Here is a 21,003-nt window from a genome sequence, read left to right on the forward strand (position 1 = left end):
GACAGCAGCGATGACGACCGAAACGCTGAGTCTGCCGGACCGTGCCGCCGCCATCGCACCGCTGCGGCAGAAGCTCGGGCGCGACGACTGGATCATGCGCGGCGCAGTGGTCGCGCTCGGTCTCTGGTTGATCGTCACGGTGCTATTGCCGCTCTGGGCGCTGCTGTCCAAGAGCTTCCAGGCGGCAGATGGCAGCTTCGTCGGCCTCGCCAATTTCCAGGCCTATTTCGCTAGTCCGGCGCTGGCCAATTCGATCTGGCACTCGATCTGGGTCTCGCTGCTGAGCACGTTCATCTGCGTTCTGCTCGCCTTCGTCTACGCCTATGGGCTGACCCGCACCTGCATGCCAGGGCGCGGACTGTTCCGCATCATCGCGCAGATCCCGATACTCGCGCCCTCGCTGTTGCCCGCGATCAGTCTCGTCTACCTGTTCGGCAACCAGGGCCTCGTCAAATGGATGCTTTTCGGCGCATCGATCTACGGTCCGATCGGCATCGTCATGGGCGAGGTGTTCTGGACCTTCCCGCACGCGCTCATCATCATCACCACGGCGCTGGCGATTTCGGACGCGCGTCTGTACGAGGCCGCGGAAGCGTTGCGGGCAAGTTCGCACCGCACCTTCTGGACGGTGACCATTCCCGGCGCGCGCTACGGGCTGATCAGCGCGGTCTTCGTCGTCTTTACCCTTGTCATCACCGATTTCGGCGTGCCCAAGGTCATCGGCGGCAAGTTCAACGTGCTCGCGACCGACATCTACAAGCAGGTGGTCGGGCAGCAGAATTTCCAGATGGGCGCGGTGGTCGGCCTGATCCTGCTGTTGCCGGCGGCGCTGGCCTTCGTCGTCGACCAGCTGATGCAGCGGCGCCAGCTGGCATTGCTCTCCGCGCGCGCCGTGCCGTATGCGCCCAAGCCCGACGCCACGATCGACCGCGCCATGCTGGCGATCTGTTCGCTGATCGCGTTCGCGATCCTGGTCATTCTTGGCGTGTCCTTCTTCGCCTCGATCGCGACGCTCTGGCCCTACAATCTGACGCCCAGCTTCAGGAACTTCGACTTCGACATGATGGATGGTGGCGGCTGGCGCAGCTATTTCAACTCGCTGGTCATGGCCGGCCTCACCGCGCTGTTCGGGACCGCGGTGATCTTTACCGGCGCCTATCTGATCGAGAAGACCCCGCGCTTTCGCGCCATTCGCGGCTTCGTGCAGTTTCTCGCGCTGCTCCCCTTGGCCGTTCCCGGTCTGGTGCTCGGCCTCGGCTACATCTTCTTCTTCAACAACCCGGCCAATCCGCTGAAATTCATCTACGGCACGATGGCCATCCTCGTCATCTGCACCATCTCGCATTTCTACTCGGTCTCGCACCTGACCGCGGTGACGGCGCTCAAGCAGATCGACCAGGAGTTCGAGACCGTTTCGGCATCGCTTAAGGTGCCGTTCTGGCGTACCTTCATGCGCGTGACCTTGCCGGTCTGCCTGCCGGCCGTGCTTGATATCGCCATGTACCTGTTCGTGAACGCGATGACGACCGTATCAGCGGTGGTCTTCATCTACGCGCCGCACACGACGCTTGCGGCCATCGCCGTGCTCAACATGGATGACGCGGGCGACGTGGCCCCGGCGGCAGCCATGGCCATGGTGGTGTTCGCCACAGCGGCCGTCACACGCGCCATCTATATGTTACTCACGCAGGGCTATCTTGCGCGCGCGCAGATGTGGAGAAAACGGTGAGCGTGTCCGGGGACGAATTCGATCTGGCCGTGATCGGCGGCGGCATCTGTGGTCTGGCCCACGCGCTTGCGGGCGTGCGCCGCGGCTTGCGGGTCGTGGTCATCGAGCGCGACGCAAGGGCGAACGGTGCCTCGATCCGCAATTTCGGCTTCGTCACCGTCACCGGGCAGCAACGCGGCCGGTGCTGGCAACGGGCGATGCGGTCGCGGCAGGTCTGGGCCGAAGTGGCCGCGGCCGCGGGCATCAGGATCGAGCATGCCGGACTTGCGGTCGCGGTGCGACGACCGGAAGCCGCGGCGGTGCTCGAGGCGTTCCGCACCACCGAGATGGGCGAGGGTTGCGAGCTTCTGAGCCCGCTTGAGGCGGGCCGCCGTTTCCCGATGCTGCGCACCGACCATCTGCAAGCCGTGCTGGCGAGCCCGCACGATTTGCGGGTGGAGTCGCGCATCGCCGTGCCGGCGCTGGCGAAGTGGCTCGCCGAGGTGCACGGCGTCACCTTCCTGTATCAGACGTTGGCCAGGGAGGTCGCCCCGCCTGACATCGACACCACGCGCGGGCCGGTCCGGGCCCGGCTCTGCGTGGTCTGCCCCGGCGACGATTTCCTGAGCCTCTATCCGGAACGCATCAGCGCTTACGACCTCGTCCGCTGCAAGCTGCACATGCTGCGGGTCGCTTCAGCAAGCGCGCCGCGCTTCAACGCGGCCGTGATGTCGGACCTCGGCCTCGTGCGCTATCTCGGCTACGCCGAACTGCCGGAGGCGGCCGCGCTGAAGCAGCGACTTGAATCCGAGCAGGGCGAGCATCTGGCCAACGGCGTGCATCTGATCGCCGTGCAGAGCGAGGATGGCTCGCTCGTCGTCGGGGATTCCCATCACTATGACGCGACGCCGGACCCGTTCGGTCCTGAAGCGGTGGACAAGTTGATCATGGACGAATTCCGCCAGGTCCTGGCCTGGCCAACACCCGTCATCCGCGAGCGCTGGATCGGCACCTATTCTTCGGCGTCTGACCGGCTGATGCTGATCGATCGCCCATCTCAAACCGTGCGCCTCGTCATGATCACCAGCGGCACCGGCGCCAGCACCTCGTTTGCGATCGCCGAGGAAGTCATTGACGAATTGACATCCGGGAGCCGAGCGGCATGAGCGATACGTTCGAGCACGTCAGGGCCGTGGTGTTCGACTGGGCCGGCACGACGGTGGACCACGGCTCGCTGGCCCCGATGGGCGTGTTCGTCGAGGCATTCGCGCGCTTCGGCGTGACCATCACCGTGGACGAGGCACGCGGGCCCATGGGCATGGCCAAGCGCCCGCACATCGCCGCCCTCATGCGCCTGCCGCGGATCATCGCCGCCTGGCGCGACAAGCATGGACACGAGCCGACCGAAGCCGACATCGATGCGCTCTATCAGGTGTTCGTCCCGATGAATGTCGAGGTCGCCGCCCGCTACGCCGACGTGATCCCGGGCGTGGCTGAGGCTGTCGCTCACCTGCGGCGCCGTGGCCTGAAGATCGGCTCCAGTACCGGCTACACGCGCGAGATCATGGCCAAGGTGATTCCGGTCGCGGCCGCGCAAGGCTATGCGCCCGACAGCATCGTTTGCACCGGCGACACGCCCGATGGCCGGCCCACGCCGTTCATGCTCTACAAGGCCTTCCTGGAGCTCGCGGTCTGGCCGGCCTGGAGCTGCGTCAAGGTCGACGACACCGAGGTCGGGATCAAGGAAGGCCTCAACGGCGGCTGCTGGACCGTCGGCGTTGCCGTCACCGGCAACGAGTTCGGCTTGTCGCTCGCCGACACGGCGGCGTTGCCGCCGCAAGCCTTCGCCGAGCGGCGCGCGGCCGCGATCGAGCGGCTGACGGACGCCGGCGCTCATTACGTAATCGACGGCGTCGCCGACATCATCCCTGTCATCGCAGCGATCGAGGGCCGGCTGGCCCGCGGAGAGCGGCCATGAGCACGTCCGACATGAGCGCCGCCGAGGGCGACGTCAATCTATCGGCGGAGCGACTTGCATTCCAGCAGCGCCATCTCGACGCGCAGACAAAGCAATGGCTCGACGAGGATGAGCGCTGGTTCCTGCGCCAATCGCTGTCGACGCCGTGCCTGAACGTGGCGACTGGCGCCGAAGGCAGCCACATCGTCGATCTCCAGGGCCGGCGCATCCTCGATTTCCACGGCAACAGCGTGCATCAGGTCGGCTACGGTCATCCTCGCGTCGTGGCGGCCATCAAGTCGCAACTCGATACCCTGCCCTTCTGCCCGCGCCGCTATACCAACAGGTCCGCCATCGACCTCGCCCGGCGCCTCGCCGAGCTGGCGCCCGGTTCACTCGAGAAGGTGCTGCTGGCTCCCAGCGGCTCAGCCGCAATCGGCATGGCCCTGAAGCTTGCCCGCTATGCGACGGGGCGACACAAGACCCTGTCGATGTGGGATGCTTTCCACGGCGCCAATCTCGACGCGGTCTCGGTCGGGGGCGAAGCGCTGTTCCGGCGCGGCGCCGGCCCGCTGCTGCCGGGCACGGAGCATGTGCCGCCGCCGGGCCTCGCCGCGCGCTTCTTCGGACAGGACGGCCGCGCGCATGAACGCCTCGCCGACTACATCGATTATATCCTCGAGGTGCAGGGCGACGTCGCGGCCGTGATCGCCGAGCCGATGCGCTGGACCACGGTCGAGCTGCCTCCATCAGGCTTCTGGCCACGCGTGCGCGCGAGCTGCGACCGGCACGGGGCGCTCCTGATCTTCGACGAGGTGCCGAGCTGCCTCGGCCGCACCGGGACCATGTTCGTCTGCGAGCAGACTGATACCACACCCGACATTCTGGTGCTCGGCAAGGGTCTCGGCGGCGGCATCATGCCGATGGCGGCGATCGTGGCGCGGGCCGATCTCGACGTGGTGCCCGAGGGCGCGCTCGGCCACTACACCCACGAGAAGAGCCCGGTCGGCTGCGCTGCGGCGCTCGCCACGCTCGATGTGATCGAGGACGAGCAACTGCTCACCACGGCGCGCGTGCTCGGCGCACACGCGCTCGAACGGCTGCGGTCGATGGCAGAGCGGTATCCGCTGATCTCAGAGGTGCGCGGCGCAGGCCTCTATCTCGGCGTCGAGATCGGCCGCCGCGACGAGCTTGATGCCAACGCGCGCGCGGAGCGCCTGTTGTATCGCTGCCTGGAAGCAGGCCTGAGCTTCAAGCTCGGCGGCGGCAACGTGGTCACGCTATGCCCACCGCTGACGATCTCGCGGGACGAGCTCGACCAGGCTCTCGATATTCTCGAAGCAGCGATGTCGGCCTTGTGAGCCAATCGCGACGCGCGCACTTCGCGACAGCGCGCTCCACCCGGCCCACGGCACCAACAAAAAGGCCCGGTCGCGCGACCGGGCCTCTTCTCTGGTCTCGGTTCGAACAAACCGCTCAGATCGTCTCCGCCACCAGCGCCTCGCTGTCGACCAGCTCCGTGCCGATCAGGAAATCGCGGCAGCCGCGAAGCGAGCGCAGCGCGCGGTTGAAGTCGAGGCCTGTGGAGACCAGGGCATGGAGCGTGGCCGGATTGCGGACGATGCCGCGGAAGACCGCAGCAAGGTCGATCTGGCCGTTGGGCTTGATGGCGGCGCGGGCAAGCGCTGGCAGCGCGCGGTGGGCGGGGTCGCTGATGACGCGGACCGCGGCGAAGGGCAGGCCGGCCTCGGCGGCATAGGCGGCGGCGATGTGGCTCTCCATGTCGACGGCGGAGGCGCCGGTCTCGGAATGCAGCGCCGCCTTGCAGGATGAGCCGGTGACCACTTCCTCGGCACCGGCGAGGCTGCCACGCACCACCCGGCGGCGGCCGGAGGTCAGCTTGTCGATGAGGTCCTCGCTGAGCGACAGGCCGGCGGCCCAGCGGGCATCGCCCGAGAGCACCTCGGAAGCCACCACGACGTCGCCGGAGCGCAAGCTCGGGTCGAGCCCGCCGGCCACGCCGAACGAGATCACGCCGCGAATCGTCTGGGGATCAACCACCGTCAGCAGCGCGCGCAACTGCGTCGGGCTGCTGGACGAGCAAATGACCGCCATCCCGGGACCGGCGGCAATGCGGGCCTCCTGAACGAGTCCAGTCACGATCAAGATCGGCCGCGGATCAATGGCATTGCCCGCGGTAACATAGTCCCCCGTCCCCAAAGTCACATTCCGACCCCTACCACCCTGCTGTTGGTGTTCCGCAAGTTCCGATATCGCGCCAGCGCCCACAGCGGAAAGAACTTCGGGTAACCATGATATCGTAGATAGAACACGCGGGGGAAGCCTGTGGCGGTGTAGCGCTGCTCGTCCCACAGTCCTTTTTCGTTTTGTGTTGCAATCAGGTACTCCACCCCGCGGGCGACGGCCGGGTGATCAACCTCGCCAGCAGCCATCAAGGCAAGCAAGGCCCATGCCGTTTGCGAGGCGGTCGAGGGGGCGGGTTCCCATCCCCGGTAGTCCAGCCGGTAGCTGACGGCGTCCTCGCCCCAGCCGCCGTCCTTGTTCTGGATCGAGGCCAGCCAGGCGGCGGCCTTTCGCATCATGGGGTCGTCGTGACGGACGCCGGCCATGTTGAGAGCACACAGAACCGACCAGGTTCCATAGATGAAGTTCATGCCCCAGCGGCCATACCAGGACCCCTCGGGGTGCTGGGTCTTGCGCAAATAGGCAACGCCGGCGGCGACGTGCTTGCTGGTCCTCTCGGTCTCGCCGAGCTGGCCGAGCATCGAGATGCAGCGCGCCGTGACGTCCTCGGTCGGCGGATCGAGCAGCGCACCGTGATCCGAGAACGGGATGTTGTTCAGGTAATATTCGAGGTTGTTGACGTCGAAGGCGGCCCAGCCGCCATCGTCGCTCTGCATGCCCTCGATCCACTCCCGGGCGCGGTCGATCGCTACGTCATAGCCGGTGGCACCGTGCTCCCGGCGCATGCGGTCCATCGACATCACCACCACGGCGGTGTCGTCGAGATCGGGATAATGCGCATTGTTGTACTGGAAGGCCCAGCCGCCCGGGCGCACGTCGGGGCGCTTCGCCGCCCAGTCGCCCTTCACCTGAAGCTCTTGCCTCGGGATCAGCCAGTCGAGGCCCTGCTTGGCCGCAGGCACCGCCTTGTCGCCGCCGGCTTCCAGCAGCGCATGCGCCGACAGCGTCGTGTCCCACACCGGCGACACGCAAGGCTGGCAATAGGCCTCCTCGCCCTTGATCACCAGCAGCTTGTCGATGCCGCGGCGCGTGATCGCACGCGGCGGGAAATTCTCGTCCTTGCCGAGCGCGTCGTACATCATGACGATGTTGGCCATCGGCGGATAGATCGCGCCCATGCCGTCCTCGCCATTGAGCCGCTCCTCGGTGAAGGCGAGCGCGGCATCGATCGCGCGCTTGCGCAAGCTCTTCGGAAACATCGGCTCGAGGACACGCAGAATCGCATCCAGCGAACGGAACAGCAGGAACCAGGCCATGCTCTGATGCGGCGCCTTCGCGGTCATGCCGATCGAGCGCGGATCCTGCAGGAACAGTTCGTCGATGCCGACGCCTTTGGGATTCCTCGCCCGCGGCTTCAGCGCCGCGATCACCATCAGCGGCACCATGGTGGTGCGCGCCCAATAGGAGATCTTGTTGAGATGGAACGGCGACCAGAACGGCAGCAGCATGATCTCGATCGGCAACACCGGCACCGCGCGCCAGGTCACGACGCCGAAGGTCGCGAGCAGGAAGCGGGTGAAGACGTTGCTGTGAATCGCGCCGCCGCGGGCGTGGATCGCCTCGCGCGCGCGCACCATGTGCGGCGCGTCCACGGAGTCGCCGATCATCTTCAGCGCGAAATAGGCCTTCACGCTGGCGCTCATGTCGAACTCGCCGTCATGCACCAGCGGCCAGCCGCCATGGGCGCCCTGGACCCGGCGCAGATAGTTGCCGATCTTGGCCTCGAGCGCTACGTCGACCGGCTCGGCGAGATAATGGCGCAGCAGGATGTATTCGGCCGGAATGGTGCAGTCGGCCTCGAGCTCGAACACCCAATGGCCGTCGGCTTGCTGGAAACCGAGCACGCCTTGCGTCGCTGACGCAATGCTCGATTCCAAAGCTTCGCGGCTGGTCGCGTTCACGGAATCCATGTCGCTCGATTGCTCCTGGCGTCGATTTGAAAGTGAGCTGGACATTGCATCAGGCCCGCTTTTCAGGATTTTTTGGCGGCCAGCACCAGATCGGCGGCGCGATCACCCGACCGGACCGATCCCTCGATCGTTGCAGGCAATCCCGTAGCAGTCCAGTCACCGGCGAGAAACAGGTTTTTCAGCGGTGTGACCGGCCCCGGACGCAAGGCATTCTGGGCCGGCGTTGCCGCAAATGTGGCACGGCGCTCGCGCACGATCTGCCAAGGGGGCAGCTCGCCGGAGACCCCGCCGGCCGCGCAGACGTCATTCCAGATCGTCTGTGCGAGCTCCTCGCGCGGCATGTCGACGAGACGGTCGCCATTGCTGATGGTGACGGAGAGCCGGTTCGGGAACGCAAACAGCCATTCCACGACGCCGCCGATCACGCCCAGGATCGGCGCCGATCCCGGCGGCGGCTCAAAGCGGAAATGCGCATTGACGATGGCGCGGAATTCGGTCGGCGCGGTCAGGCCCGGCAGCAGGCTCGTCGCGGCGCGCGGCGGCACCGCCATCACGACCACGTCGCCCGCAGCTAGCTGGACCACGTCCTCGCCGCCGAAATTCAGCGCGCTGACCTTGCCATCGGTGGTGACGAAGCCGCGCAGCTCATGGCCGAGCTGAACGGCGTGGCCCCGCTCTGTGAGGAATTTCACGGCGGGCTCGATCAGCACGGCGCTGAGGCCGTCGCGTGCGATCAGCGGACGGCAGGCCTGCCCGCCCGCCAGCAGCGTCTCGCGCACGATCGCGCCGGCAAGCCCGGCCGAGCCCTCGGGCGGATCGACATTGAGGGCTGCGAGCAGCAGCGGCTGCACCAGGCGATGGTAGAGCGTGCCTTCGCACGGAATCGACTTGCCGACCAGCGTCTGCTCCGACGCCCAGATCAGCGGGGCCAGCTTGAGATAATCGGTGAGACCCGTATCGGGCACGCGGCGGCCCTCATCAAACACCCAGGTCGGCAGCCGGCCGCCTCCGAGATCGAGCTGCCAACGCTGGCCGGTCTTAATGTCGACGAAGGGAAACTGCGCGGTCTCAGGCCCGACCAGGCCCGCCTCGGTGCCGATCGCGCGCGCATAGGCGCGGGCGTGGCTGTTGCCGGACAGCAGCAGATGATTGCCGTTGTCGATGGTGAGATTGGTGGCACCGTCGAAATAGGAGCGGCAGCGGCCGCCGGCCTGGTGCGTCGCCTCGTGCACGGCGACCTTGTAGCCGGCATTGGCGAGCCGCACGCCGGCGGAGAGGCCGGAAATTCCAGCGCCGATGATGTGAGCTGTGTTTTGCATCAGATGAAAGCGTAGCGGAGCAGGATCAAAATGCGTGTGACCTTCGACACACGCACGGGCTGGCGCGGCGCGTTGAAGCCGCGCGCGATCAGGAGGTCCAGGATGGAATGGTAGTAGTTCGACATGATCCGCGGCGCGCGCACCGCGCGACGCTTGTTGCGGTTCATGATCTCGTCCGACTTCTCGAAATGCGCCTTCGCGCGCTGCGTCAGCGGCATGCAGACCTTCGGCAGCGCGCGCTCGGCGATGACGCGGTTCGGATCGTTGGAGGTGATGCCGGCATGCAGCAGCGCCTCGCGCGGCAGATAGAGCCGGCCGAGGCCCGCGTCCTCGTCGATGTCGCGCAGGATGTTGGTGAGCTGGAGCGCGCGGCCGAGATGATAGGCGAGCAGGATGCCGTCCTCTTCCGGCAGGCCGAACACGCGTACCGACAGCCGCCCTACGGCGCTGGCAACCCGGTCGCAGTACAGATCCAGCGTCGCCATGTCGGGCGCGCGGATGTCCTGCGGCACGTCCATCTCCATGCCGTCGACGATGGCAAGGAAATCCTCGCGCTTCAGGCCGAAGGTTTTGACCGAGGCGACGTAGTCCTTCAGCCGCGGCGGCGGATTGCCCTGGTAGAGCGCGTCGATGTCGTTGCGCCATTCCTGCAGCGCGGCGAGCCGCTGATCGCGCGGGCCGTCGGAATCGGCGATGTCGTCGACCTGGCGGCAGAAGCTGTAGATCTGAAACATCGCCTCGCGCTGGTCGCGGGGCAGGATGCGCATCGCAGCGTAGAAGGAGCTGTTCGATGCGGACGAGCCATAATTGGCGCCGGGCGCGGTCGCCTCAAGCGTCATGGGCAGTCCCCGGATTGGTGATGGTTTTGCGGCCGATCGCACGGCGGCCGAGCTCACCGGCGATACCGGCTAGGCTGAAGGTGAGCAGTTCGAACTTGTTCAGATGCACGCGCTCGCGCAGGGGATCGCGCACCTTCAACAGACGCACGATGCGGTCGGCATAGGCCTGGATCACCGCGACGTCGACGCCGAGGCGGACATCCCGGATCTCGGCAGCCAGCGACCTGCCCTCGCCCAGCAGCGCTTCGTTGCGCACGGCAAGCGACTGCAGGCAGGCCAACATCGCCGGCGGCGACTGCGCGAGGCCGAGCTGCTCGACCGAGGCACCGTGTGCTGCCAGCGCGTCGCGCGGCAGGTAGACGCGATTGAGCTCGCGATAATCCTTGCCGCAGTCCTGCAGATGGTTGTTGATCTGCAGGCCCGCACACAGCGCATCCGACGCCGCCCAGGTCGAGGTGCTCTCGCCATGGACGTCGAGCATGAAGCGGCCGACCGGCATCGCCGAATAACGGCAATAGTGGATGACCTCGTCCCAGGTCTCGTAGCGCAGCTTGGTCACGTCCATGCGGAACGCGATCAGCACGTCGAGCGCGTGGCGCGGCGCCATGCCGCGCTCGGCGAGCGCGCGCCGCAAGGTGACGGCCTCGGCCTGGGACTCGCCCTTGCCGAGCAGTTCCGCCTCGAGCAGGTCGAGATAGCGAAGCTTCTCGTCCGCCGGCAAGCTTCCGTGGTCGGCGATGTCGTCGGCGGTCCGGACGAAATTGTAATAGGCCAGGATCAGGGCGCGATGACTGGGATGAATGATCCAGGACGCGACGGGAAAATTCTCGTCGCGGTCACCCTTGCCGGATCGCAATTCGCTCGCAGAGGTCATCGAGGGCTGATCAACAATCGTTTGGACAGAAAGGGCTTTTGCGTTCGCGCGGGCTCATGCCGGCGACGCCGCCGCGGCCCCCATATAGGGGAATACGGCCGCAAAACCAATCCTGTCGCGCGATGGCAGCCCCTTGCGGATCCGGCCCGGAAAAGGCGGCCCCACGGCCGCCTTTGTGGGCCAGTGGCCGATCTTACTGGTTGTGATCCTTCAGGACCTGGTCGCAGGCCTGCGAGATCTTGGCCCGGTTCTCCTTGAGGCAGGCCAGGATGGTGAAATCGCCCTGATCGATAACCGGACGGCAGAACTTCTGCACGTCGCGCGTGCAGGCCTTCTGCTCGGCTTCGGTACCGCGGCCGCCCTGCTGGGCGAATGCAGCCGTGGACAGGGTGGCCGACAGCACGGTGAGAGCGACGAGAAGCTTACGCATTGTATTCCTTCATTCTGACGGCAGAATCGCACCAATCCCGGACAGCACAGGGCGGAGAGCCGGAACGGATTGTTCTGATGGCAAGTTGCCGCTGGAAGCGTGCGGCACCGGAGGAGGCACAAGCGCTGGTAAATGCGGCCAAATTGGCGCCGCGCCCACCAAATCAGGTCTTCCCTCGGCCTTCATTGGCAGATGTAAGAGGTTGATACTACGTCATAATTCCGGCACACGGTGTTTTACTGCATACCTGTTGCAGAGCTGCATCTGTCCGGCCGGCCAATTGGCCCGGAAACTTATGGAAATAGAGGGAATCCGGGGCCGAACTGGCAGGTGAGAACCGCTTTCGCGAGCCTGACGCCGCGGCCAACCGGGCCTATCCGGCACAGAACTTGAACCTGATATAGGCTGGCAACACTAAACTTTCGATGTGGCGAGACGGCTTGCGATGAAGCAGCCGTCGTTCCAAAACGGGATATTGATGATGAAATTCATTGGGCGATCTGAACTGGCAATCAAGGCAGCCGGCATTGGTGCAGCGCTGCTCTTCTCTGTTGCGACAAGCCACGCTCAGTCGTCCGGGCCGTTCGCCGGCTTCGACGGCGCCTGGACCGGCACCGGCACGGTGTCGCTGTCCGACGGCTCCACCGAGCGCATCCGCTGCAAGGCGGACTACAAGGTCGCCGGCACCGGCCTCAACCTCAAGCAGGCGCTGCACTGCGCCTCCGACAGCTACAAATTCGACCTCACCAGCGACGTGACCAGCCAGGGCGAGCGGATCTCCGGCAATTGGAGCGAGTCCAACCGCAACATCTTCGGCAATTTGCAGGGCACCGCCGGCGGCGGCCAGATCGAAGTGTTCGTCGAGGCCAACGGCTTTGCCGCCAATTTGTCGCTGCGCACCAACGGCTCCAAGCAGACGGTGCAGATCTCGTCCAAGGGCGAGATCCGCGGCGTGAACATCACGATGACAAAGGGCTGATTGCCCACTCTACCTCGAAAGCAACAAAGCCCCGGCTCTTCTCGAGCCGGGGCTTTTTGCTGACGAGAATTAGTCGTCCCGCTCAGATCGCCGGCTTGTCGGCGCCGTGCAGCTTGGCGTGCAGGTTGATCAGCCACATCGCCGTCGGCCGCAGGATGAAGAGGTCGGCGACCAGTGCCGCCACCATCGAGAAGGCGCTGAGCCAGCCGAACAGCCGCAGCGACGGCAGGTCCGAGAAGACGGTGACGACGAGGCCGCAGGCCAGCACCACCGTGGTCAGGATCAGCGCAGGTCCGACCAGCACGGTGGCGCGCTCCACTGCGAGCGCCGAGCCGACGCCGGGCTTGCTCTCCAATCGCAGACGATTGAGGAAGTGGATTGTCGCGGACAGGCCGAGGCCGAACGAGACGGTGAGCGCGACGACGCTGGCGAATTGCAGCCCCTCGCCCATCGCCCACAGCACCGTTCCCGACATCACCACCGGGAAGATGCCCGGCAGGATGCAGGCCAGCATCACGACCCAGGAGCGGAAGGCAAGACCAATGAAGATCGCGACCAGCGCGAATTCGACAGTGAGGCCGCGGTTCAGCTTCTCGATCATGCCGGCCGAGTTGCGCGCGGCGATGGCGGCCAGACCGGTGACGGCAACCTCGTAGCCGGGATGCTTCTTGCGGACGACGTCGAGCTCGGAATCGAGCTTGTCGACGATCGGCAGAAGCTGGCTGGAATCCTTGTCCGGCACGCGGCCGGCCACGACCACCGCATCCTGCTCGGCATCGATGAAGCGTCGCACCAGATGCTCGGGGATGACGCCCACGTATTCCTTCAGCGTCGCGACGTCGCTGCTGCCGGCCTTTTCCGCCAGCCAGCGGCGCAGCGTCTCTAGCGACCAAACGTTGCCGACACCGGCCGCCTTCTCGACGGTCGCATGCACGTCTGCGATGGTTTGCAGCGTCTCCGGCGAGTACAGCGATTGACCCTTGGGGAACGTGATCAGCACGTTGACCGGATTGGCGCCGGTCAGCTTGGCGTCGAGCCGGTTGCTGGCGGCCACCGCCTGGCGCTTGTCCGGCACCTGGTCGGCGAGCCGGTAGCGCGGCTGAAGATTGGCGTAGATGACGCCGAGGCTGCCGACGAACAGCAGCGCGATCAGGCTGAACAGACCGGGCCGGCCGACCATGCGCACCGCGATCCAGTAGCAGAAATTGCGCAGCGCCTGCACGCCGGCGTCCGCGCTCTGGAACTTGACCGCAAAAATCTTCTCGTTGCGCACGAACAGCACGCCGAACACCGGCACCAGCGACAGCACCGTGATGAGCGCGATGATGGTGGCAGCCAAGCCCGCTTCGCCGAACTTGCGGATCAGGTCGGAGTCCGAGAACTGCAGCGCGATGAAGGAAATGCCGGCGGTGCCATGCGTCAGCACGCAGGCCGGGCCCACCACCAGCACCGCGTTCCTGAACGCGGTGAACTTGTCCTGTCCTGCGATCAGCCGGTCGCGCGCGGCAAAGGTGAGCTGCATCGAGTCCGAGAACGAGATCACCATGATGAGCGGCGTCATCACGTTCAGGAACATGTTCAGATTGAAATTGGCCCAACCGAGCGCGCCAAGTGCGATCAGGATCGCGATCATCGGCGGGAATGCCGCCACCACCATGAACGAGATCTTGCGGAAGAAGATGATGGCGATGATGCAGCCGGCGAGAATGCCGAGGATGTTGTAGGTGAGGCCGTCGCGCTCGACCGCGTTGCGGATCTCGAGCTGCATCACCGGAACGCCGGACAGCTGCACACTGAGCCCGGTGTCGCCGAGATCCTCCTTCATCAGCGCGCGGATGTCGCCGACGACCTTGCCGAGCTTGCTGGAGGCGACCACCTGCGGATCGAGCGAGAGCACGATCAGCGCGAGCGTGCCGTCCTCGGACAACAGCTTGCCGCGGATGATCTCGTTGTTCTTGACGGTCTCGATGAACTGGTCATAGGCCGCGCCCTCGGGCAGCTCGGCCGGGAACAGAGCGGCCGGCAGCTTGCCCGGCGCCGGCGCCTGACGCGCCGAGAACAGCGAGACGAGGCCGCGCGTGCCCTCGACCAGCTGCATGTCGGTGACGAAGTCACGGAGCTTCTCGAGGTTATTCCGCGCCAGCAGGGTCTTGCCCTCAACCACGACGAGGACGTCGAACTCCTCGGCCGGGAACTTCTTGGTCACCTCTTCGTACTGGCGGAATTCGCGGGTGTTGGAGCGGAACAGCTGCGACAGCGAATCGTCGATCTTGATCCGTTCGATGCCGAACACGGCGGCGACGATCAGCGCGAGCAGGATGACGCAGGAGACGATCGGCGCCCGGACCGCGATCAGCCCGAGACGCTCCAGCCCGAAGGCGATGGAGGACGCAGGCCCCTGCTCGACCTTGTCGACATGAACCTCATTCTCGCGGTGCTTTTCGAGCATGCCTTTGTCCAGTTCCTCAATCGACTCGGTCTTGAGAGCTTATTGCGCTCCGCGAACGGCTTGAAAACGCCATACCAATGGGAGGCTTGCCCGTTGAAAACGCGCGGAAAATCGCCGGCAGCGGTTTAGCAGGTCAAGCGCCCTTCTCGCAAGCACGCCGGGGGTCTCCGAATCGATCAAGATGCGGCGATTTTGCCGGAATGCCCGTCATTCTGGCACGGCCGTGCCGATTCGACGCGGGGCGCGGTCGGCGCTCTCGTCCTTGAGCGCCACGCCCGTGACCTGGCGCGCCAGCCCCTCGCGGACCAGCCAGGCGATCTTGAGGGCCGCCTCGTCATAGCTCAAGCCGGCCTTGTGGACGTTCGACACGCAATTGCGCTCGGCATCGGTCAGGCCGGGCTTCGGCGCGAAGGTCAGATAGGCCCCGAGGCTATCGGGCGCTGATAGCCCCGGCCGCTCGCCGATCAGCATCACGATCATGCGGGCGCCGATGATAGCGCCGATCTCGTCACCAAGGGCGACGCGCGCGCCTGAGGCGACGACGACATGGCCGATCGCGACCGCCTCCTCTTCGGCGAGGCGTGGCAGCAGGCTTTGCAGCAGCCTGGCCGCATGGGCATGGACCGCAGCAGCCGACAGGCCGTCACCGATGACGACCGCAAGCTGGCACGGCGCGGCGGCAATCCCTTCCAGCGTCGCGGCGGAGCCGGCATCGAGCTGCCGTCCAAGATCCGGCCGGCGCAGATAGTCGCCGCGATCGGCGGCCCGGCTCCGGACCTCGGTGGCGGCAAGGCCGAGCGCCCTCACTTCGGCAACCAGACGCGGCGCGTCGAAGGCGGCATGCACGGCATCGCGGGCGCGGGCATGCGCCAGCGTGAAATCGAGCAGCGGCCTGGTCGGCAGGCTCGCGCCACTGCGCCCGAGCGCAACGCGCGCAGGCGTGAACGATTTGAGGTCGATGATCGGGCGTGCCGGAACGGGCTCGTCGCTCATTCGGCGGGAACGGAAGCTTCGCGCAAGCGGATCGAATAGTTCGAGGCGTTCTGCTTGCCGCTGGTGGCCGCCCGCGCAAAGGTGATGAGATGATGCGCGATCATGGTGCAGCCGATCAGGCCCTCCATGTCACCGCGGCGGATCCGCCCCAGCGCGAATTTCCAGAACACGCGCCTGTAATCGCCGAGCACGCCGACCTTCCAGAAGATGTTGCGCAGCATGACGAGGCCGCGCCGGATATTGGCCCAGGCCTTCATCTCGTCCGGCACCGGCATCTTGAGGCGGTGCACGTAGACGTGGTCGCATTGATACTGGAAGCGCTCGTAGACCTTCTCGGGCTCGTAGGCGACGCTCATGGCGTGCTTCCAGGACGCGACAACCTCGTCATAAGGCAGCAGGAAGTCGACGTTGGAATCGCGCCCCTCGTCGTCGACCAGGCGCCCTTCCCTCTCCAGGCGGTCCCACAGCGGCGTCTTCGGCAGGGCCTGAAGCAGGTTGATGGTGAGCAGCGGAATGCGTGATTCCTCGACGAAGGCGAGCAGCGCATCGGAGGTGTTGGGCTTGTCGGTGTCGAGCCCCATGATGATGCCTGAGACCACCTCCATCCCGTAGGAATTGATGGTGCGCACGCCCTCGAGGATCGGGACCATCATGTTGTGGTCCTTGTGCATGGCCTTCAGTGCGTCCGGGTCCGGCGTTTCGATGCCGCAGAAGATGGTGATGAAATAGGCCTCGCGCATCTTCTTGAGGATCTCGGGACGCTTGGCGATGTTGAGCGTCGCCTCGCAGGCGAGCCGCATCACATAGCCGGTCTTCTTTTGCCATTCGATGAGGTGCGGCAACAGGTCCATCGCGGCCTTGCGGTTGCCGATGAAATTGTCATCGACGAAGTAGACCGTGTCGGTCATGCCGCATTCGCGCAGACGGTCGAGCTCGGCGATGATCTGCTGCGGCGTCTTGATCCGCGGGTTGCGGCCGTAGAGGCCGGGAATGTCGCAGAACTCGCACTCATACGGACAGCCGCTCGAATATTGGATGCTGCCGAGGAAATAGCGCTTCACGTCGGCGAGCTCATAGGCCGGGATCGGAAACTCCGTCATCGGCACGCGGTCCTTGGTCGTGAGCACGACCTGCTGTTCGGGGCGCGAGGTATCGCGCGAAAGAATCTCGATCAGCTGATTGGTGGCATCGCCGAGCTCGCCGACATGCAGATAGTCGAACGAGGGATAATAATCCGGGCAGGCGCTGACCGAGGGACCGCCGAGCGCCACCGGCAGGTCGAATTCATGGGCACGGCGGCAGATGTCGTTCATCTGCTGGCGCTGGATGTGCATGCCGCTGACGAAGACGGCCTCTGCCCATTCGAACTCCTCCTTGGTCGTGCGGCGGAGGTTCTCGTCGACGAATTTGACCTGCCATTCCCTGGGCAGGTAGGCCGCGAGCAGCAACAGGCCCTGGGGCGGCATGAAGGCGCGGACTCCATCGGTCAGCGGATAAGCGTGCTCGAAGGTGCCGAAGGATGAGGTGTAACGCGGAAAGACGCAGAGAATCTTTCGGCTCGTTCCGTTGCTTTCAGCGCGCATCGAACTTCCCCCAACCACGTTCTGCTGACGGTACTGACGAGGTCTCCAGAAACATAGCGTAACGCTGCGACCGGAATTCCTCAATATTGTGGCAGCGAACTAATTCGTGAGACGCGCCAGTGGTTTCCCCGGTTCACGGCGGCGGACAGGGTTTTGCCGGATCTTTTCGCATCACGCGATCAGCCACGAGGCAAAATCGGGCAAGAGGCCCGCATCGCCCGCAAGCCGGAAGTCGACGCCGGCAATGCCTGATCGCACCAGCCAGTCGTCGAACTCCGGCGCGCGGGCCACACCGAAGACGTCGCGCACATAGAGCGCGTCGTGGAAGGACGTGGACTGGTAGTTCAGCATGACGTCGTCAGCGCCGGGCACCCCCATGATGAAGGTGACGCCGGCCGCGGCGAGCAGCGTCAGGAGATTATCCATGTCGTCCTGGTCCGCCTCGGCATGGTTGGTGTAGCAGATGTCGACGCCAAGCGGCAGGCCGAGCAGCTTGCCGCAGAAATGATCCTCCAGCCCCGCCCGGATGATCTCCTTGCCGTCGTAGAGATATTCCGGGCCGATGAAGCCGACCACGCTGTTGACCAGCAGCGGGGCATAAGCGCGTGCCACCGCATAGGCCCGCGCCTCGCAGGTCTGCTGGTCGACGCCGTGATGGGCGCCCGCCGACAATGCCGAGCCCTGGCCGGTCTCGAAATACATCACGTTGTGGCCGACCGTACCCCGCTTCTGCGACAGCCCGGCCGCGTGCGCCTCCTTCAGCAGCGAAAGGTCGATGCCAAAGCTGCGGTTGGCAGCCTCGGTGCCGGCGACCGACTGGAAGACGAGGTCGACGGGCACGCCCTGCCCGATCAGCGACAGCGTCGTGGTGACATGGGTCAGCACGCAGCCTTGCGTCGGGATTTTCAGCCGCGCGATGATCTCGTCCAGCAATCGCAGCAATTGCCCGATCACGGCCGGATCGTCGCTCGCCGGATTGATGCCGATGCAGGCATCACCGGCTCCGAGCAGCAGCCCGTCGAGGATCGAGGCAGTAATGCCCCTGGCGTCGTCGAAGGGATGGTTGGGCTGCAGCCGCGTGCTCATCCGCCCCTTCAGGCCGATGGTGTTGCGGAAGGCGGTCGTGACCTCGCATTTCCGCGCTGCCAGGATCAGGTCCTGGTTGCGCATCAGCTTTGACACCGCAGCGGCCATTTCCGGCGTGATGCCCCGCGCAAGCTTGCGCAAGGTCTCGGGAGTGGCGGCGTCCGATAGCAGCCAGTCGCGGAATGCCCCGACCGTCAGCGAAGAGACCTGCGCCAAGGCCCTGGCGTCATGGCTGTCGATGATCAGGCGGGTGACCTCGTCGGCTTCATACGGAATGACGGCCTCCTGCAAGAACTGCCCGAGGGGGACGTCGGCCAGCGCCATTCGCGCGGCGATCATCTGCTCGGCGCTCTCGGCAGCAATGCCGGCCAGCCGGTCGCCGGAGCGCGGCGGCGTCGCTTTGGCCAGGAGGTCGCGTAGGTCGGCGAAGCGATAGGTCGTGGCGTCGATGGTGTGGCGATAGACCAAAGGCCCCTCCTGAAATCGTCGGCCAGTGACCGACTCCGGTCGGCGCGAAAGGCGGCGCTGGTGTCAGGGAATACGCGCTTGACGGTCAGTATGCACGCCGATGTTTGGGGCATTCCGGGCGATGCCCGGATCAATCTGCCGGGAACCGATCGCGCGGCACCAAACCACTGAGATAGCTCGCATTTCCCTCGAGCTTCGGCGCACGCGCCGGACTTGCGCGTTAACACTGCGTCCATCTTCATTCTGCATAGTTTTGCGTCAATTTATACGACCGCGCACACCGGCCGCTCCTGGCCATCTGGGCCCGAACAGCATGCAAATCGACCGATCTGGGAATGCCGCCGGCCTCGCAGGCCGTTTCTCGCTTGCCACCAAGCTCTATGCGATCTTCGCGCTGTTCGCGCTGCTCACCGCGGCGATCGCGATGCTGTCCGACTACAACAGCCGCCGCAGTGCCGAGCTGACGAGCGCGATCGAGACGGCGAATGCGGCTGCGTTGAATGTCGAGCGCGTCAACTCGCTGGTCTATGCGGTCGTGATGGAATCGCGCGGCGTCTACATGTCGACCGAGCCGGCGGTGGTGAAGAAATACGGCGAGGGCCTGCTCAAGTTCAACGAGCAGATTCTCGGCGTCGTGAAGGGCTGGGAGAGCATCATCAAGGCCGATGACGCCGAGCAGTTCGCGACCTTCAAGAAGCGCATCGAGCAGTTCGTCGAGTTCCGCAAGGAGCTGGTCCGCCGCGGCATCGAGATCAATGCAGCCGCGGGACGCGAATGGGGCGACAACGACGCCAACCGCGCGGTGCGCTCGGCGCTGAACAAGGACCTCGAGGCGCTCTCCAAGGTCTATGCCGAGCGCGCCAGGCAGATCGCGCTTCAGACCGAGACCAACCGCACGCTGTCCTTGGTGCTGACCTGCCTCGCCGGCCTCGCGCTGGCGCTGGTCGTGATCGGCATCATCATCATCGCCCGCTCGATCGCCCGGCCGCTCGCCGCGATCACCGCGACCATCAAGCAGGTCGCCGACGGCGCCGAGAATGTCGTGGTGCCGCATTCGGGGCGTGCCGACGAGATCGGTGCGCTGGCCCGCGCCATCGAGGTGTTCCAGGACGCGATGGGCCGCAACCGCAACCTCGCCTCGCAGGTCTCGCAGCACTCCGCCGCGCACGAAGAGCGCGCGCGCCATATCGAGCAATCGGTCGAGGCGTTCCGCGAGGCGGTCGGCGCGATCATGCGCGGGCTCAGCGACAACGCCAGTGTCATGCGCGAGACCGCGCAGACCATCACACGCGTCACCGCAGATGCGAGCAACCGCGCCGGAACGGCAGCGAACGCCAGCGAGCAGGCCTCGCACAACGTCACCGCGGTCGCAGGTGCGGCCGAGGAGCTGTCGGCCTCCGTCGAGGAGATCGGCCGCCAGGTGCGTCAGAGCGCAAGCGCGGTCGAGCAGACCGGCCAGCGCACAGAGAAATCGATCGCCGAGATCGAGAGCCTTGCCGCCGCCACGCAGCGCATCGACGGCGTGCTGACCCTCATTCAGACCATCGCCGAGCAGACCAACCTGCTCGCGCTCAACGCCACCATCGAGGCCGCCCGTGCCGGCGATGCCGGCCGTGGCTTTGCCGTCGTCGCGCACGAAGTGAAGGCGCTGGCGGGACAGACGGCGAAGGCAACCGCCGACATCAGCGAGAACGTCGCGATGATCCAGGCCTCCACCCGCAACGCGGTGGATGCGGTGCGCGAGATCGGTGGCGCGGTGCGCGAGATCAACGAGGTCACCTCGGCGATAGCAGGTGCCGTCGGCCAGCAGGACCAGGCCACGCGCGAGATCTCCTCCAATGCGCAGAGCGCCGCCCAGGGCAACGAGACGCTGGTCGCCAACATCACCTCGCTGCGTGACGCCATCGGCGAGACGGATACGGCGGCATCCTCGGTGCTGTCAGCGGCGAGCAGCCTGACCGCGACCGCGGACACGCTGTCGCGGGAGGTGGAAAACTTCTTCCAGAACCTGCGCGCGGACAACCGCATCGCCAAGGCGGGATGATCGCCATCGGCATGACGTCGTCATGGTGGCGGAAAGACCGCCGAACACGATGAGGATGGGCTTGCCTATCATGCCTCATCGTCCGCCGGCGCGCCTGGA

General features: G+C 65.6%; 16 protein-coding genes. 6 read left to right on the forward strand and 10 right to left on the reverse strand.

Annotation, left to right across the window (positions count from 1 at the left end):
* The first annotated feature begins 10 nt into the window (after positions 1-10).
* The 4 genes from XH98_RS25970 to pbfA are packed head-to-tail and all read left to right on the forward strand — an operon-like array spanning position 11 to position 5,026.
* On the forward strand, positions 11-1,729 hold the full coding sequence (locus XH98_RS25970) for a putative 2-aminoethylphosphonate ABC transporter permease subunit (RefSeq protein ID WP_271620320.1): 1,719 nt from the start codon (positions 11-13) through the stop codon (positions 1,727-1,729).
* Positions 1,726-2,874, forward strand: a complete 1,149-nt coding sequence (locus XH98_RS25975) for a TIGR03364 family FAD-dependent oxidoreductase (RefSeq protein ID WP_271620321.1) — start codon at positions 1,726-1,728, stop codon at positions 2,872-2,874. Before XH98_RS25970 ends, XH98_RS25975 begins: the two co-directional genes overlap by 4 nt.
* On the forward strand, positions 2,871-3,686 hold the full coding sequence (gene phnX, locus XH98_RS25980) for a phosphonoacetaldehyde hydrolase (protein WP_271620322.1): 816 nt from the start codon (positions 2,871-2,873) through the stop codon (positions 3,684-3,686). Before XH98_RS25975 ends, phnX begins: the two co-directional genes overlap by 4 nt.
* Positions 3,683-5,026, forward strand: a complete 1,344-nt coding sequence (gene pbfA / locus XH98_RS25985) for a (R)-1-hydroxy-2-aminoethylphosphonate ammonia-lyase (protein WP_271620323.1) — start codon at positions 3,683-3,685, stop codon at positions 5,024-5,026. Before phnX ends, pbfA begins: the two co-directional genes overlap by 4 nt.
* 115 nt (positions 5,027-5,141) lie before the next feature.
* Here pbfA and XH98_RS25990 read toward each other — a convergent pair whose 3' ends face one another.
* From XH98_RS25990 to XH98_RS26015, 6 genes are all read right to left on the reverse strand, one after another.
* Entirely contained in the window at positions 5,142-5,891 is a 750-nt protein-coding gene (locus XH98_RS25990) for a phosphorylase (RefSeq protein WP_271602334.1), read from the reverse strand.
* On the reverse strand, positions 5,888-7,840 hold the full coding sequence (gene shc, locus XH98_RS25995) for a squalene--hopene cyclase (RefSeq protein ID WP_271620324.1): 1,953 nt from the start codon (positions 7,838-7,840) through the stop codon (positions 5,888-5,890). The genes XH98_RS25990 and shc overlap by 4 nt, the downstream gene beginning before the upstream one ends.
* Positions 7,841-7,902: 62 nt before the next feature.
* Positions 7,903-9,159 carry a hydroxysqualene dehydroxylase HpnE gene (hpnE, locus tag XH98_RS26000; protein ID WP_271620325.1) on the reverse strand — a complete coding sequence of 419 codons (1,257 nt, stop codon included), beginning with the start codon at positions 9,157-9,159 and terminating at the stop codon, positions 7,903-7,905.
* Positions 9,159-9,998, reverse strand: coding sequence for a presqualene diphosphate synthase HpnD (hpnD, locus tag XH98_RS26005; RefSeq protein ID WP_271620326.1), 840 nt, complete (start codon positions 9,996-9,998; stop codon positions 9,159-9,161). The genes hpnE and hpnD overlap by 1 nt, the downstream gene beginning before the upstream one ends.
* Positions 9,988-10,872, reverse strand: a complete 885-nt coding sequence (gene hpnC, locus XH98_RS26010; RefSeq protein WP_271602338.1) for a squalene synthase HpnC — start codon at positions 10,870-10,872, stop codon at positions 9,988-9,990. Before hpnC ends, hpnD begins: the two co-directional genes overlap by 11 nt.
* Positions 10,873-11,065: 193 nt before the next feature.
* Positions 11,066-11,302: a hypothetical protein gene (locus XH98_RS26015; protein ID WP_057752985.1), complete on the reverse strand. Its 237-nt coding sequence runs from the start codon at positions 11,300-11,302 to the stop codon at positions 11,066-11,068.
* 481 nt (positions 11,303-11,783) lie between these two features.
* Between XH98_RS26015 and XH98_RS26020 the strand changes: the two genes are divergently transcribed.
* Positions 11,784-12,281: a hypothetical protein gene (locus XH98_RS26020; RefSeq protein WP_271602357.1), complete on the forward strand. Its 498-nt coding sequence runs from the start codon at positions 11,784-11,786 to the stop codon at positions 12,279-12,281.
* Between the two features lie 82 nt (positions 12,282-12,363).
* Here the strand turns inward: XH98_RS26020 and XH98_RS26025 are convergent, their stop codons facing one another.
* From XH98_RS26025 to XH98_RS26040, 4 genes are all read right to left on the reverse strand, one after another.
* Positions 12,364-14,730, reverse strand: a complete 2,367-nt coding sequence (locus tag XH98_RS26025; protein ID WP_271620327.1) for an efflux RND transporter permease subunit — start codon at positions 14,728-14,730, stop codon at positions 12,364-12,366.
* Between the two features lie 207 nt (positions 14,731-14,937).
* On the reverse strand, positions 14,938-15,723 hold the full coding sequence (eutC, locus tag XH98_RS26030) for an ethanolamine ammonia-lyase subunit EutC (protein ID WP_271620328.1): 786 nt from the start codon (positions 15,721-15,723) through the stop codon (positions 14,938-14,940).
* The gene (locus XH98_RS26035; RefSeq protein ID WP_271620329.1) at positions 15,720-17,306 is read right to left on the reverse strand and encodes a B12-binding domain-containing radical SAM protein; all 1,587 of its coding nucleotides are present in this window, start codon (positions 17,304-17,306) and stop codon (positions 15,720-15,722) included. Before XH98_RS26035 ends, eutC begins: the two co-directional genes overlap by 4 nt.
* Before the next feature lie 171 nt (positions 17,307-17,477).
* On the reverse strand, positions 17,478-18,860 hold the full coding sequence (locus tag XH98_RS26040; RefSeq protein ID WP_271620330.1) for an ethanolamine ammonia-lyase subunit EutB: 1,383 nt from the start codon (positions 18,858-18,860) through the stop codon (positions 17,478-17,480).
* A 313-nt stretch (positions 18,861-19,173) separates the two neighbouring features.
* Between XH98_RS26040 and XH98_RS26045 the strand changes: the two genes are divergently transcribed.
* On the forward strand, positions 19,174-20,904 hold the full coding sequence (locus tag XH98_RS26045) for a methyl-accepting chemotaxis protein (RefSeq protein ID WP_271620331.1): 1,731 nt from the start codon (positions 19,174-19,176) through the stop codon (positions 20,902-20,904).
* Positions 20,905-21,003 lie beyond the last annotated feature (99 nt).

It is taken from the genome of Bradyrhizobium sp. CCBAU 51745 (assembly GCF_028128715.1).
Lineage (GTDB): Bacteria > Pseudomonadota > Alphaproteobacteria > Rhizobiales > Xanthobacteraceae > Bradyrhizobium > Bradyrhizobium manausense.

Bases quoted from the DNA above. Each gene is read 5' to 3' on its own strand.
- hpnD (WP_271620326.1), bottom strand. From the start codon at position 9,998: ATGACGCTTGAGGCGACCGCGCCCGGCGCCAATTATGGCTCGTCCGCA.
- XH98_RS26015 (WP_057752985.1), bottom strand. From the start codon at position 11,302: ATGCGTAAGCTTCTCGTCGCTCTCACCGTGCTGTCGGCCACCCTGTCC.
- XH98_RS26045 (WP_271620331.1), top strand. From the start codon at position 19,174: ATGCAAATCGACCGATCTGGGAATGCCGCCGGCCTCGCAGGCCGTTTC.
- pbfA (WP_271620323.1), top strand. From the start codon at position 3,683: ATGAGCACGTCCGACATGAGCGCCGCCGAGGGCGACGTCAATCTATCG.
- shc (WP_271620324.1), bottom strand. From the start codon at position 7,840: ATGGATTCCGTGAACGCGACCAGCCGCGAAGCTTTGGAATCGAGCATT.
- XH98_RS26020 (WP_271602357.1), top strand. From the start codon at position 11,784: ATGAAATTCATTGGGCGATCTGAACTGGCAATCAAGGCAGCCGGCATT.
- hpnE (WP_271620325.1), bottom strand. From the start codon at position 9,159: ATGCAAAACACAGCTCACATCATCGGCGCTGGAATTTCCGGCCTCTCC.
- XH98_RS25970 (WP_271620320.1), top strand. From the start codon at position 11: ATGACGACCGAAACGCTGAGTCTGCCGGACCGTGCCGCCGCCATCGCA.
- phnX (WP_271620322.1), top strand. From the start codon at position 2,871: ATGAGCGATACGTTCGAGCACGTCAGGGCCGTGGTGTTCGACTGGGCC.
- XH98_RS26035 (WP_271620329.1), bottom strand. From the start codon at position 17,306: ATGCGCGCTGAAAGCAACGGAACGAGCCGAAAGATTCTCTGCGTCTTT.
- eutC (WP_271620328.1), bottom strand. From the start codon at position 15,723: ATGAGCGACGAGCCCGTTCCGGCACGCCCGATCATCGACCTCAAATCG.
- XH98_RS26025 (WP_271620327.1), bottom strand. From the start codon at position 14,730: ATGCTCGAAAAGCACCGCGAGAATGAGGTTCATGTCGACAAGGTCGAG.
- hpnC (WP_271602338.1), bottom strand. From the start codon at position 10,872: ATGACCTCTGCGAGCGAATTGCGATCCGGCAAGGGTGACCGCGACGAG.